Below are 13,606 nucleotides of genomic sequence, written 5' to 3' on the forward strand. Positions count from 1 at the left end.
TACATCAACAATAATTATTGAAGCTCTTCAGTGATAACTGTATCGTGACAAGCTTGTTCTTGACCACCAGCAATACTTTCTAATAATTCTTCTGAAGCTACTGCTCCTGCTCTATTTTTTAAAGCGTCTAAACTTAATTTCATAATAGTTAATTTAATAGGGAATAATTTTGATTAGGCATATAAACCGTGCCATCGGCTTGCTTGCAAGCTTATTTAGATACAATCTCTCACAATTGGCCTTTTGCGAAATATGTATTTAAACTCTTTTTGATTTATGATTTAAAGATTATTCACATCATAAATTTTTGTTTTCTCTTTCTGAACAATTCTTCAAATTGCCAAAATTTAAAAACTGGTGTTAATGAAAATTTCCTGTTATAAAAAGTTTCATTTTCCTGAAGTCAAAACTATAGAATGATGAAGTCTCCCACAAACTATGCAAAGCGGAATTCATGAATTCCGACAGGCAATTCGCGAATTTCGATAAAAAAAATTTTCAATACACTAATTATCAATAGATTATATTTTTACTAATTTTCTATAATTTTAGATTATTCTTGAAGATATATCTATTATTTTTGTAAGAAATCCACATAAATGCTCCAACGTAAATACCATCTTCCATTATTTTTACTATTATTTTCTGTTTTCTTATCGGCTCAGCCAAAAAAGAATAGTTTAACACAGCTTTCTTTTGCAGAGTTAAAAGAACTTTATTGGAAAAATGAAAAAAAAATACCTCAGCAATTACCATATGCTAATGCTTATTTACATAAAGCTATAACTGAAGACCAGCCTGTTGAGAGAGCAAGGGCGTATTTTTTACTTTCTTTATTATCTGAGAGCGATAAAGCATTAGTCTACCTGGATAGTGCCGTTTTTTTTACTAAAGATTTAAAAGACTTAAAGTTTCCCGCATCTGCCTATTCAGCAAAAGGACATGTTTACAAAAAACAGTTTAAATACAAAGAAGCCATTGATAATTTTCTGATTGCAGAGAATATTGCCAAACAAAACAATCAGGACTTATATTATGAAATAAAGTTTACTATAGCGGCCTTAAGATCAGAAGAATTGGGAGAAATAAACGAAGCGCTTGTATTATTTAAGGAGTGTTTTAATCATTACAATAATAAAGATGTCCGTTCTCCTGTTTATTCTTACCCATATCAATTGGTCCTTTTTGGACTTGCCGATGCTTATAAAGCTTTAAACGTTTCTGATTCTGCAACTTATTACAACAAAAAAGGGTATATAGAATCAAAGGCAACAAATAGCCAGTTAACCAATGCATTGTTTACCTTAAATGAAGGAGCCAATCTTATTTTCAAAAAAAATTATAAAGTAGCCCTGGACAGTATAAATATTGCGCTTCCTAAAGTCATATTGTATAAGGACAAAGGAAACACGCTGGCTGCTTATTACTATACCGCCAAAGCGTATGATGGCTTGAATAATAAAAAAGAAGCTGTTAAAAATTTCATCAAGGTAGATTCTATATATACGCTCTCAAAAAGAATTACTCCTGAATTTATGAGTGGTTATCCGTACTTAATTTCTTATTTCAAAAATAACGGCGACAAAGTAAATCAATTGAAGTATCTGACAAAGTACATGGAAATTGACAGCGTATTGCAAAACAATTACAAGGAACTGACTAAGAAACTACAATATGAATATGATACGCCAAATTTGATGCTTGAAAAAGAGAATCTTATTAAGTCGCTTCAGGAAGATAACAGTAAATCGTATTGGAGTATTGGCTTTTTGATTCTAATTGTACTGGCCATGGCAGGCTTCAGCTTTTATCAACATAAGGTAAAGAAAAGTTATCGTGCGCGCTTTGAAAAAATAATGCAAACTAATACAGAAAAGATTGAAATTGAAACTACGCAAAAAGAAGTGGATATTTTTGAAGCAAATAAATCAAAAACGGAATCTATTGGAATAAATGAGAATTTAATAAATCAGATCTTAAAAAAGCTCGCTGATTTTGAAAATACAAAAGGTTTCCTGGAAACCAATATTACGATTCAGACTTTATCGGACGTTTTTGAAACCAATAATAAATATGTGTCTAAAATTGTAAACATCTACAAAGAAAAAACTTTTATACAATATATTAATGACTTAAGAATTGAGTATGCTTTGACATCTCTTAAGGAAGATTCCAGATTAAGAAAATACACTATTCAGGCTCTGGCAATCGAGTTCGGATTTAATAATGCAGAATCATTTTCTGCTGCTTTTCACAAAAAAACCGGAATTAAACCAACCTATTTCTTAAAACAACTGGAAGAAACACCAAACATAGAAAGCTAATAAACAAGGTATTAGACATTAATGTTTATCGAAATTCCCGAATTCCGACAAACATCAGGTCAACTCACTGCACTTTATTCGACCACAGGTATATATTTGCAAAATATAACATACAAAAAATAACAAACCATGAAAACAAACAAAAAAGAAATCAAAAAATTTGATTTAGACAAAATGAGTGTAGCTAAACTAAAAAATTTAAAAGCTATACAAGGCGGACAAATAGATGATGACAAAACGATTACCGATTTGGCTACTGGAGGAAACGACAGAAACACATATCAATTGAATTAAATTTAGATAATGAAATTTCATCCATATATATTAGCACTTATAGTATTGTTTGCAGGCTGCAAGTCTGCCAAAGAATCTGTTGTTTCTACAACGCCAATTATACCCAAAAGTAATTTTACAGCTTTAGAATTACAAACCTGGTATCAAAAAGATTATTTGACAGACAGCATTCCGGGCATTTCATTGGATAAATGGTTTAGCCAGAATAAAAAAAAATCAGGCCGTGAGGTTATCGTTGCAGTCATTGACACGCAAGTCGATATAAATCATGAAGACCTGAAAAATCAGTTTTGGACAAATCAAAAAGAAATTGCTAATAACAATATTGACGATGACCATAATGGTTATGTGGATGATATACATGGCTGGAATTTCACTTCAAACAAAAATCAGGATTATATTACCTGGGGAAACTTTGAGTCAGTTAGGTTTATAAGAAAATGGGACCCTGTATTTAAAGATAAAACAGAACAACAAATTCAACCCGAAGATTTAGCTAACTATAAAGAGTACCAAAGAGCTTTGAAGGTTTACAGTAAAGAAAATGCTTCTTACACCAATTGGATAAATTCTTTAAATCATAGTATTGAACTTTTTCCGATTATAAAAGACACCTTAAAATCTTATTTTCCAAAAGAAGATTACACCTATAAACAATTAGACAGTCTTTATAAAAAGTATAAAATAAATGATAAGACGTACAGACAAATGCGCGATAGTAATGATCGCGATTTGGGGGCTTTGATTTATTATATGATGGTGAATGTTCGAAACAATGAAGGAACTTTGGATGCGCTGAAAGAAAGTCAGGCAGAATTAGACTCAATACTTAATAAGAACTTAAACAAAAATTTTAACGACAGAATTATTATTGGTGATAATCCTGAAGTTCTTGAAAAAGGATATGGCTCGGGTAATATTAGCATCACAAAAAAAGGACTCAAAAATATTCAGGGACATGCCACTAAGGTTACAGGAATTATCGCTGCAAATCGTCAGAATAATATTGGCGTAAAGGGTGTCGCACAAAATGCAAAAATCATGTCTCTTAACATCTCTTATTCCGGAGATGAAAACGATAAGGATATAGCGATGGCGATTTATTATGCTGTCGATAATGGTGCTAAAGTCATTAATATGTCTTTTGGAAAAGAGTTTTCTGTTCATCAGCAATGGGTTTCTGATGCATTTAAATATGCCGAAAAACACGATGTATTATTGGTACACGGATCAGGAAATGAACGTTTTAATGTTGATGAAAATCCATATTATCCAAGTGACAACAATTTTGACGGAACACCTGAAGTTTCTGCCAATTTTATTAATGTTGGTTCAACATCTTCTCGTTTAGACAAAACGTTTGTATCTGCTTTTTCTAACTACGGGAAAAAAAATGTAGACTTATTTGCTCCCGGCGAACAAATATACACTACCGCTGTTGGCAATGCCTACAAATCAGATTCAGGAACTTCTCTGGCCGCGCCAATCGTGTCGGGAACAGCTGCACTTATATGGTCTTTTTATCCTAACCTTACCGCAATTGAGGTAAAACAAATTATTATAGACTCTGGAACAACACACAATATTGAGGTTATTTTACCGGGAACAAAGGAAAAACAAATTGCTTTTTCAGAATTGTCAAAATCCGGCAAAGTTTTAAATGTTTACAATGCCATGAAACTTGCTGAAAAATTGAGCAAACAAAAAAAATAATGTCTGATTTTAAAATTAAATGTTATTCAGAATACATCCTTAGAACCCCTTTATTTTCATTAACTTCTTACCTCAGATTAATTCAGAATTATTCTTCAGAGAAAGCAATTGCGTTATATAATAATGTTGTAATAAAAGAAGCTATTAATCTGGCATCACCAGAATTAAAAAAAGGATTAGACATATGGGCATCTGATACTTCTGAATTATCTGAAGACAAAAAAAAAGCTTTTGAACTTACTTTTCTAAAATATTTATCACGAATGTCGTCCCGCTGTACTCCATTTGGTTTATTTGCAGGTTGTTCTGTTGGGAATTTAGGTACTGAAACCAATATTATTTTAGACTCTCTTACTAATCACAAGCGTTTTACACAATTTGATATGCACTATTGGGTAGCATTGCTGCAGGATATTGCAAAAAGAAAAGATGTTGCTGCCCACCTTAATTTCTTTCCAAACACTTCGATTTATGAAATAGGTGAATTTTATCGGTTTGTTGAGTATAAGTATGAAGGCACAAAACGAGAACATACTATCTCAGCAATACGCAAAACAGATTTGCTGAAGCAAATTCAGTTTCAGGCAAAAACCGGAATCACCATCGATGAAATGATCTTTTTTTTAGCAGATGATGAATCTGAAAAAGAAGACGCATTAGAATTTATTTCCCAACTAATTGCTTTTCAGTTTTTAGTTAGTGAGTTAGATGCCACGGTTACGGGAGATAATGAGTGGAAAAAATTGTTTTCGGTTTTAAACAGAGTACCAGACCTTCATAACCAAATTGAGTTATTTAAAAGTTTAGAAAAAAACCTGGCTGATCTGGATATAGATTTAATACCCTCACAGGAAATTTACGATACAATTAAAACAACTATTAATAAAATCGAGACTCCTTGTGATGAAAAATATCTTTTTCAAACCGATCTCAATATTACAACGCTCTCTAACAATTTAAATAAAAATATATCTAACAGAGTATTTAAGGCAATTCAGTTTTTAAACGGTATTCAAAGTCCTAAACCTGTTCAAAATCTGGAAAATTTCAAAAAATCCTTTGCTCAAAGATATGAGTCCAGAGAAATGCCATTGACGTTTGTATTGGATACAGAAATAGGAATTGGTTATCTACAGCATCAGGATATGAATGATCATCATGAAATTCTGGAAAACTATTTATTTAAAACTAAGAATACCGAAGAAAAAAATCATGCCTGGACTAGTTTTGAGTCTATACTGCATGATAAACTTCAGGATTGTATTCAAAACAAAGCCACTTCTATTACACTATCAGAAAATGACTTTCCTAATTTTGACTCCGATTTTAAAGACGCTCCTGTTACTTTTTCGGTAATGATTGAATTGTATGATGAGGAAAATATAGCGTTAACATCTACCGGAAATATAAGCGCCTCAAAATTATTAAGCCGTTTTTGTAATGGAAATGAACAAATTTATACGCTGACGAAAGAAATTATTGAGAAGGAAAATGAGTATCATTCTAATAAAATTCTAGCCGAAATTGTACACATACCGGAGTCCAGAATTGGAAATATTATAAGAAGACCGGTTTTACGAAAACATGAAATCAGTTATTTGTGCGCGCCCGGAGTACAGATAGAAGACAACCTGGATTTAAATGATTTATGGATTTCAATTCAGTCTGACAGAATTATTTTGCGTTCGAAAAAACACAATAAAGAAATTCTTCCGTGTTTATCAAATGCCCATAATTTTTTAACCGATTCCCTTCCTATTTACCATTTCTTATGCGATCTGGAGAGACAAAACACAAAGCCAGTTTATTCTTTTAGCTGGGGTGCTTTAATGTCACATTATGATTTTTTTCCGAGGGTAATTTTTAATGGAATTATAATCTCCAAAGCAAAATGGATAATTAAAAAGGAAGAAATAGCTCATTTTCAAAAAATGGATAAAAATACTTTGACACAGCGTTTTTCAGAATGGAGAGTAAAACGAAATATCCCGCGATTTACTAATCTGAGTAATTCAAACAATACGCTTTTCTTTGATTTTGAAACTGAAATCTGCATTACCTTATTTTTAAAATCTGTTAAAAGCATGGAGCAATGCAGTTTAGATGAATTTTTATTTACCGATAAATCAATTGTACAAAACAATACCGGAGATAGTTTTTGCAATCAGATTATACTATCCTATTATAAAAACAGATCTTAATTATGCAAAAAGATTTTTGTTTGGGCAGCGAGTGGTTATATTATAAAATCTACACCGGAGTAAGAACTGCTGATTATATTTTGTTAGAAAAATTAAACCCTGTCATCTCAGATTTAGAAGAAAGGAAAATTATTCAAAAGTGGTTTTTTATTCGGTATAAAGATACAGAGGAACATATTAGAATTCGTTTTTTAGTAAACAACACCAAAGATTTACTTACCGTTATTGAATCATTTTATCCTGTGTTTAGTAATCTGATAGAAGAAAATTTGATTTGGAAAATTCAGACAGATACATACAAAAGAGAACTGGAACACTACGGCGAAAAAACAATTATTGAATCGGAATCTCTTTTCTGGCACGATAGTAAAATGATCCTGCAATATCTTGAACTTAAATCTTCTTTTGACATTCAGGAATTACCGCTCTTGTTTAGCTTTTATACTATTGATACTTTTTTAAACCTGTTTCAATTATCCAACGACAGGAAGTTATTATTGTTAAGTGAATTACAAGCATCTTTTAATAAAGAATTTGAAATTGACAAAGAACAAAAAAAAGAAATAGACCGAAATTACAGATTATTAGAACCACAAATAGAAACAATTCTCAGCGGTTGTTCTAAAACTGATTTTAATGAAATCGCCGATGTCGTTGCTTATAAATCCAAACAAATAAAAAAGACCGTTTTAACCGTCAGGGAGAGAATCGAAATTTCTACACATAGTTTTTTAGCAAGTCATATTCATATGATGATAAACAGACAATATTCTTCTAAACAAAGAATGTATGAATTAATTATTTACAATCATTTATATCGCTATTACAAAGTGCTGCATTACAGAAACAAATTCTCTCCTGTCATTTAATCTTCTGTATTGAGTTTACTTACTATTTTTCAAAGCATCCAGTAATTCTACCATATCAACTACGGCATAAGTAGAAGAATAGTCAGAAACTGCATAAGGTAATATCAGGCTGTTATTATGGATAATTGCTCCGCAGGAATACACCACATTTGGTACATAACCTTCGCGTTCGTCTTCTAATGGCGAAAGTAAAGGCTCTGAAAGTCTGCCAATTTCTTTAGAAGGATCATCCAGGTCAAACAAAGAAGCTCCAATACAATAACGTCTCATTGTACCAACACCGTGGGTAATTACCAGCCAGCCTTCTGCAGTCCATAACGGTGATCCGCAATTTCCTATTTGCGTGAGCTCCCATGTATAACGTGGTTCCTGCAGGCGAATGGGATCGTTCCATTGTGTTGCTCTTTCAGAATACATGATATAATTATTAACGCCATCAATTCTGGCCAGCATAGCATATTTTCCTTTTATTTTTCTTGGAAATAAAGCCAGGTTTTTATTCTGAGCACCGGCGCCATGCAACGGCATTACCCTAAAACTGTAAAAATCTTCGGTCGAAATAAGTTTCGGAAGTATGGTGTGGCCATTATAAGCTGTATAAGTAGCCATAACCCGAACAGAATCATCATCGTCTGTAAAACGAACAAACCTGGCATCTTCTATACCGCGGCTTTCAGAAGCTGATATCGGGAATATAACGCGTTCTGTAATATCAGAATCGTGTTTGAATTGTAAATCATAAAAGGAATTTGCCAGCCAAAGAATTTCCTGCAATGCCATTTTTCTCTCTTCACGAATCAACGGATCACTCAAACCAGTATTTAGAATGTTTTTTAAAACCGCAAATTCAAATTCATCCGGCAGATCCTGCATGATCTGAACAATGTACTTGTCTGTTGTATGCATTTCCGACAATTTTGTCAAAAATCGTTCTTTATTGAATAATGTTTTATGTTCAATTTCTGCCTTATCAATATGATGTCCAATTTTCATTATATGCAGATTGTTGTCCTTGTCCAAAATTCCTCTTCTAAAAACAATAGATGAAATATGGCCTTCTCCTGTTGCACGAAAAGAAATGACAACACGTTTTTCTCCTGCTCCCAACCCTGTCTGATCAAAATCTTCGACAATAGATGGATTAAAAATTGCGGCAGATTCTATTGCATATTCCATTGTACAATAAGAACCTATAAGCATCTTACGATCAAGGGACATCGCTTCGTAATCTATTTGCATTGCTTCTATTACAGGCCTGATTTTTTCGCAGTGTCTAAAAAAGACTGCCGAAATGTTTCTGTGACGTCTGGCAAACTCACGAAGTGTCTGTTCCAATGTTTGCAGTACCTGTTTTTCGTCAAGCTGCATAATCCGAAGTACCATTTGTTGAGTCCGCTCATAGCCATTCATAAAATATCGTGCTACAACTCTTCTTGAATCTGGTGTGAACTTTATATTTTTTCGGACTACTGATACTCTCATAGATTTATTTTTTAATTACAAAATGTAAGTCTTTTTTTATATGTTTTAGAAATTATTTAAGTCATATAGCAGCTAATTCAAAAAGCGGGGAACTATAATGCCTTAAACAAGGTTTTCATTTGTATTTAACAACAAGTTAATAATTTTGTTAAAGAAAAAACTTAATATTATATTAAAAATTTTGTGAAATCGTATCAAAATAGAAACTTCACTTAGTACAGCACATTATAATCTCTGATTTAAAATTATATATTAGCTGAACATTTTAATGCTGATAAGTAATCATTAAACTATTTCAACCAAAAATTCCAAAACAAAAACCACTTCCATGACCAAGAAAACTATAATTTTAATTGGATTTATAATCTTAAAATTTGTTTTACAATACGTTCTATTAAGTTCTGAATATGATTTGCACCGTGATGAATATCTGCATCTCGATCAGGCACATCATTTGGCATGGGGTTATTTATCAGTTCCTCCCGTAACATCCTGGATTTCCTATCTGATTTTTTTACTGGGAAATTCTGTTTTTTGGGTGAAGTTCTTTCCCTCTCTTTTTGGAGTTTTGACACTTATCATTGTCTGGAAAACAATTGAAGTTCTAAAAGGAAACTTGTACGCCCTTGTTTTAGGCGCTACCTGTATTGTATTTTCGTCTTTATTGCGGATTAATATGCTTTATCAGCCCAATTCCTTAGACGTTTTGTGCTGGACTGCTTTTTATTATGTTGTCATTTTATATGTCACTTCAGAAAATACAAAATGGTTTTATATTGGAGCAATTGTCTTTGCGCTTGGGTTTCTCAATAAATATAATATTCTTTTTTTGCTCATCGGCCTCTTGCCTGCCCTTTTATTGTCTGCTCAACGAAAAATTCTGAGCGAGAAAAAACTCTATTTTGCCTTGATTTTTGGACTACTATTAATTCTGCCAAATCTGTTATGGCAATACAACAACCATTTCCCTATTGTGCATCATATGAAAGAACTGGCCGAAACACAATTGGTCAATGTTGACCGGCTGGATTTTCTAAAAGAACAGCTGTTGTTTTTTATAGGTTCCTTTTTAGTTATTATTGCTGGCTTATACGCTTTACTGTTTTATAAGCCTTTCCTCAAATATAGATTTTTCTTTGCATCACTTATTTTTACACTTATCGTATTTTTATATTTCAAGGCAAAAGCATATTACGCCATTGGGTTGTATCCTGTTTACATTGCATTTGGCGCCGTATTTCTTTCCGACATCCTGAAGTCAGGATGGAAACGTTATTTGCAGCCCGTATTTATTATCATTCCTTTATTATTATTTATTCCGATGTACAATTTGGCGTTTCCTAATAAAAGCCCCGAATATATTGTACAACATCCCGAAAAATATAAAAACCTGGGCATGCTTCGTTGGGAAGACGGAAAAGACCATGCGCTGCCACAGGATTTTGCCGATATGCTGGGATGGAAAGAGCTTGCCCGCAAAACAGATTCTGTATATGCAGCTTTGCCAAATCCGGAAAAAACACTTGTTCTATGCGACAATTACGGACAGGCCGGAGCCATTAATTATTATACTAAAAAAGGAATAAAAGCAGTTTCTTTTAATGCTGATTATGTAAATTGGTTTAATCTGAACGTACAATACAAAAATCTTATTCGGGTTAAGGAATATGACAAAAACAATGATGAGTTTAAAGAAACCAGTCCGTATTTTAAATCTTCTTTGATTGCCGGCGAAATAACTAATAAATATGCCCGCGAATACAAAACCACTATTTTTTTATTTACCGATGCTAAAATCAATATCAATAAAAGAATAGAACAAGAAATCAAGGAAACGAAAGATTACAGTAATAATACAAATGATTGACTTTAGTACTATTGAATATCTAAAAAAAGGAAATCCAAGACAGATTCGGGCTTATGAAGTTCTGATTCAGAATAAGATTTTTCTAAATATTGCTGAATTTGATCCTGTTTTAACAGGTACAATTCCGATAAACATTGACATTGAAAACAGTGATCTCGATATTATTTGTTATTGGAAAAACAAAACTGATTTTAAAGAAAAGCTAACTGCTGTTTTTGGAAATAAAAATGGTTTTACCATTCGGGAAGCTAAAATTAACGAACAAGAATCTGTTATTGCAAACTTTATAGCAGATGGTTTTGAAATCGAAATCTTCGGACAAAATATTCCGGTTTATAAACAGAATGCTTACAGGCATATGATTATTGAATACAAAATTTTACAATCAAAAGGTGAAAAATTCAGACAGGAAATAATTAAGCTAAAGCAAAACGGTCATAAAACTGAGCCTGCTTTTGGCATTTTACTGGGTTTAAAAAACGATCCCTATCAGGAATTATTGGATTATAAACTCTAAAAGCAAGCAATAAAAAACAATTATCAACTAATAACCAATATATTAGGCTTTTAAAATTAAATAAATAAAAAAATCCGTTATTTCTTTGCAAAACTGTATTTACTACGTATCTTTGCACCCGAAACATCGCGGGATAGAGCAGTAGGCAGCTCGTCGGGCTCATAACCCGAAGGTCACAGGTTCGAGTCCTGTTCCCGCTACTACGACAAAAAACACCACTTGAAAAAGTTGGTGTTTTTTTTATTCTAAATTTTAACAGCTCGTCGAATTCATATCCGCCGCGGCGCGCACAGGTTCGAGTCCTGTTCCCGCTACTAAGACAAAAGCTTCAGAGAAATCTGGAGCTTTTGTCTTTTTATGCTAACCTTTTAAAATATATTTTTAAATTGATTTAGATCGCGGGTACAAAGTCAGGGACATTCGTACAGCTTAGTTAGAACTCTTCAGGGAGCAGGGATATTTTAAAGGATATTTTTTTATCTTTGAAACTCAGAATTTTTAATCCAAATGGCTTTATCTTTGAGCCTTTAGAAATTGATACTCATAATGGAACAGAAAATACATCAGGGAAGAAACGTAAAACGCTTCAGAGAAATGCTTGGAATCAAACAGGAAGCATTGGCTTTTGATCTGGGGAATGACTGGAATCAAAAGAAAATTTCTATGTTAGAGCAAAAAGATGTAATTGAAGATGATATTCTTAATCAAATCTCCAATTCTTTGAAAATTCCTGTTGAAGCATTTCAAAATTTTGATGAAGAACAAGCTATAAATATCATTGCAAATACTTACTCATTCCAAGACTTTAAGGATAATGCAGTTGCTTCTGGATTTAGTTACCAACCTTCTTTTAATCCAGTTGATAAAATTGTTCAGTTATATGATGAGAAAATCGCTTTGTACGAGCGCATGCTGAAAGAAAAAGACGAAATGATGAAAAGACTTGAACAATTAATAAAATAATTCAAAGACTTTTTCGCTAAAAACGTAGCAACTCTATAAAACCGAAGGTTGTTTAATTTTGATGCTATATTACTATAAATCTCTCATTATCTGTAAGTGTTAGGTGGAATTATTAACTACCAACACATATGATAAATTTACCAAAGGATTAAGATTTTGACTTATTATCAAACAACTTCAAAACTTTCATTAGAAAACAAATAATTGACAAATAAATCAACAACGTTAATAACTGTCCTAAAATGAAAACAAAGTCATTAGTCCCAAAAAGCAAACTTAAATAAGTACCAAAGTAATGAAATATACCCTAAATATTTTGTATTTTAAAATGACATTCTCCTAATGTTCCATTACAAAATAAGCTCACTAAACCGTTTCTTATTTTTAAATCATTAAGAACATCGTAAGAAACAAGAATTATACATACTGATATTAGCACATACAAACTATACTCAATTTTATTTATTAGCTTCATAATAATTATTCGTTGATTCCTTTTTCACCTTTTTTAAGCTTCGATGTGGTTGGAACTAATCTTACATCGTAGTCTTTGCCTTTATTTCTACTTTCTATTTTTTCTTGTTTAGCATTAGGTCTTTCATCAACCAATCCTTTTCCTTCTCCATTTTTTAGCTTATTTCCGTTCTCATCTTGAAGTATATTCAAAACAGTAGTTGGAATATCTGAACAATCACTTGTTGTTAATGTATAATCTTGGTCAGCTTTACGGATTCCTGCCACAATAGCTTCGTCATCTTTAGCTCCGTTAGTTTCTATTCTATATGCTTGGGAAAATCACACCAGTCCAAATAATATTTTTATTTATAAATGAACTTGTTTTTGCTTAAATTGTACTTATAATTTCTTTGATTTTTTTCATAAAAACCATCAAAACCAAAAAAAACAAATTCTTTCCAACCTTCAAAATGTTGCTTTGCTAACTTTTTATTGGAAAAATTAAGTAAACCAATATATATAATAGTATCATTCGATTTGTCCACAAAACCAATATACTGTCTGTTATACTTAAAAAATTTATTTTTAACATTTTTAGGGTCTCTATACTTAGCTTTAATTTTAGATTTATCTAAATTTAGACTGTCTAAAATAGTGGTTTCGTATTCGTAATAGTTTTTAAATAAAAAATTCTCTGTTTTTTTTACGTCATCAATTGTTGGAGTATATGGGATTTTATAATTGGGTTCAACAAATGGATATTTCGTGTTTACATCAAAAATAACTCCTTCACCACAATAATATCCCTCTAGTTTAATGATTTTAGGATATTGTAAAATACTAACTAATAATATTAAAGCAATTTTTTTCATATTTATTTATATTGAAAAGGTATAACTGTTGTTGTAGTTCCTGATATA

General features: G+C 32.0%; 12 protein-coding genes and 1 tRNA gene. 9 read left to right on the forward strand and 4 right to left on the reverse strand.

Translation table 11 applies throughout. The features are described 5' to 3' along the window. Positions 1–14: 14 nt before the first annotated feature. Positions 15–143 (reverse strand): hypothetical protein, encoded by a 129-nt coding sequence (locus JOD96_RS22530; RefSeq protein ID WP_262898519.1) that lies wholly within the window; start codon positions 141–143, stop codon positions 15–17. 456 nt (positions 144–599) lie between these two features. On the opposite strand from JOD96_RS22530, the gene JOD96_RS10725 reads away from it, so the two are divergent. From JOD96_RS10725 to JOD96_RS10745, 5 genes are all read left to right on the forward strand, one after another. Then, complete coding sequence (locus tag JOD96_RS10725; RefSeq protein ID WP_209564261.1) at positions 600–2,324, forward strand: helix-turn-helix domain-containing protein; 1,725 nt, start codon at positions 600–602, stop codon at positions 2,322–2,324. A gap of 129 nt (positions 2,325–2,453) precedes the next feature. Then, positions 2,454–2,618 carry a hypothetical protein gene (locus JOD96_RS10730; RefSeq protein ID WP_209564262.1) on the forward strand — a complete coding sequence of 55 codons (165 nt, stop codon included), beginning with the start codon at positions 2,454–2,456 and terminating at the stop codon, positions 2,616–2,618. A gap of 9 nt (positions 2,619–2,627) precedes the next feature. Further along, on the forward strand, positions 2,628–4,331 hold the full coding sequence (locus JOD96_RS10735) for a S8 family peptidase (protein WP_209564263.1): 1,704 nt from the start codon (positions 2,628–2,630) through the stop codon (positions 4,329–4,331). Then, positions 4,331–6,532, forward strand: a complete 2,202-nt coding sequence (locus JOD96_RS10740) for a lantibiotic dehydratase family protein (protein ID WP_209564264.1) — start codon at positions 4,331–4,333, stop codon at positions 6,530–6,532. The genes JOD96_RS10735 and JOD96_RS10740 overlap by 1 nt, the downstream gene beginning before the upstream one ends. A gap of 2 nt (positions 6,533–6,534) precedes the next feature. After that, the gene (locus JOD96_RS10745) at positions 6,535–7,401 is read left to right on the forward strand and encodes a thiopeptide-type bacteriocin biosynthesis protein (protein WP_209564265.1); all 867 of its coding nucleotides are present in this window, start codon (positions 6,535–6,537) and stop codon (positions 7,399–7,401) included. A gap of 15 nt (positions 7,402–7,416) precedes the next feature. Here JOD96_RS10745 and JOD96_RS10750 read toward each other — a convergent pair whose 3' ends face one another. Next, the gene (locus tag JOD96_RS10750) at positions 7,417–8,883 is read right to left on the reverse strand and encodes a glycoside hydrolase family 130 protein (protein ID WP_209564266.1); all 1,467 of its coding nucleotides are present in this window, start codon (positions 8,881–8,883) and stop codon (positions 7,417–7,419) included. Positions 8,884–9,211: 328 nt separating this feature from the next. Between JOD96_RS10750 and JOD96_RS10755 the strand changes: the two genes are divergently transcribed. The 4 genes from JOD96_RS10755 to JOD96_RS10770 all read left to right on the forward strand — a co-directional run bounded on the left by JOD96_RS10755 (position 9,212) and on the right by JOD96_RS10770 (position 12,230). Beyond that, a complete protein-coding gene (locus JOD96_RS10755) occupies positions 9,212–10,750 on the forward strand; it encodes a glycosyltransferase family 39 protein (protein ID WP_209564267.1) in 1,539 nt (512 codons plus the stop codon). Next, positions 10,743–11,267 carry a DUF4269 domain-containing protein gene (locus JOD96_RS10760; RefSeq protein WP_209564268.1) on the forward strand — a complete coding sequence of 175 codons (525 nt, stop codon included), beginning with the start codon at positions 10,743–10,745 and terminating at the stop codon, positions 11,265–11,267. Before JOD96_RS10755 ends, JOD96_RS10760 begins: the two co-directional genes overlap by 8 nt. A gap of 127 nt (positions 11,268–11,394) precedes the next feature. Continuing rightward, a tRNA-Met gene (locus JOD96_RS10765) sits at positions 11,395–11,467 on the forward strand. Between the two features lie 346 nt (positions 11,468–11,813). Beyond that, entirely contained in the window at positions 11,814–12,230 is a 417-nt protein-coding gene (locus JOD96_RS10770; protein ID WP_209564269.1) for a helix-turn-helix domain-containing protein, read from the forward strand. Positions 12,231–12,710: 480 nt separating this feature from the next. Here the strand turns inward: JOD96_RS10770 and JOD96_RS10775 are convergent, their stop codons facing one another. Further along, positions 12,711–12,971 (reverse strand): hypothetical protein, encoded by a 261-nt coding sequence (locus JOD96_RS10775; protein WP_209564270.1) that lies wholly within the window; start codon positions 12,969–12,971, stop codon positions 12,711–12,713. A gap of 77 nt (positions 12,972–13,048) precedes the next feature. After that, positions 13,049–13,558: a hypothetical protein gene (locus JOD96_RS10780; protein ID WP_209564271.1), complete on the reverse strand. Its 510-nt coding sequence runs from the start codon at positions 13,556–13,558 to the stop codon at positions 13,049–13,051. Positions 13,559–13,606 lie beyond the last annotated feature (48 nt).

Source organism: Flavobacterium sp. 1355, from assembly GCF_017833415.1.
GTDB lineage: Bacteria > Bacteroidota > Bacteroidia > Flavobacteriales > Flavobacteriaceae > Flavobacterium.

Coding starts and splice junctions, on each gene's coding strand:
- JOD96_RS10750 (WP_209564266.1), bottom strand. CDS start 8,883: ATGAGAGTATCAGTAGTCCGAAAAAATATAAAGTTCACACCAGATTCA.
- JOD96_RS10740 (WP_209564264.1), top strand. CDS start 4,331: ATGTCTGATTTTAAAATTAAATGTTATTCAGAATACATCCTTAGAACC.
- JOD96_RS10725 (WP_209564261.1), top strand. CDS start 600: ATGCTCCAACGTAAATACCATCTTCCATTATTTTTACTATTATTTTCT.
- JOD96_RS10745 (WP_209564265.1), top strand. CDS start 6,535: ATGCAAAAAGATTTTTGTTTGGGCAGCGAGTGGTTATATTATAAAATC.
- JOD96_RS10730 (WP_209564262.1), top strand. CDS start 2,454: ATGAAAACAAACAAAAAAGAAATCAAAAAATTTGATTTAGACAAAATG.
- JOD96_RS22530 (WP_262898519.1), bottom strand. CDS start 143: ATGAAATTAAGTTTAGACGCTTTAAAAAATAGAGCAGGAGCAGTAGCT.
- JOD96_RS10735 (WP_209564263.1), top strand. CDS start 2,628: ATGAAATTTCATCCATATATATTAGCACTTATAGTATTGTTTGCAGGC.
- JOD96_RS10780 (WP_209564271.1), bottom strand. CDS start 13,558: ATGAAAAAAATTGCTTTAATATTATTAGTTAGTATTTTACAATATCCT.
- JOD96_RS10770 (WP_209564269.1), top strand. CDS start 11,814: ATGGAACAGAAAATACATCAGGGAAGAAACGTAAAACGCTTCAGAGAA.
- JOD96_RS10760 (WP_209564268.1), top strand. CDS start 10,743: ATGATTGACTTTAGTACTATTGAATATCTAAAAAAAGGAAATCCAAGA.
- JOD96_RS10755 (WP_209564267.1), top strand. CDS start 9,212: ATGACCAAGAAAACTATAATTTTAATTGGATTTATAATCTTAAAATTT.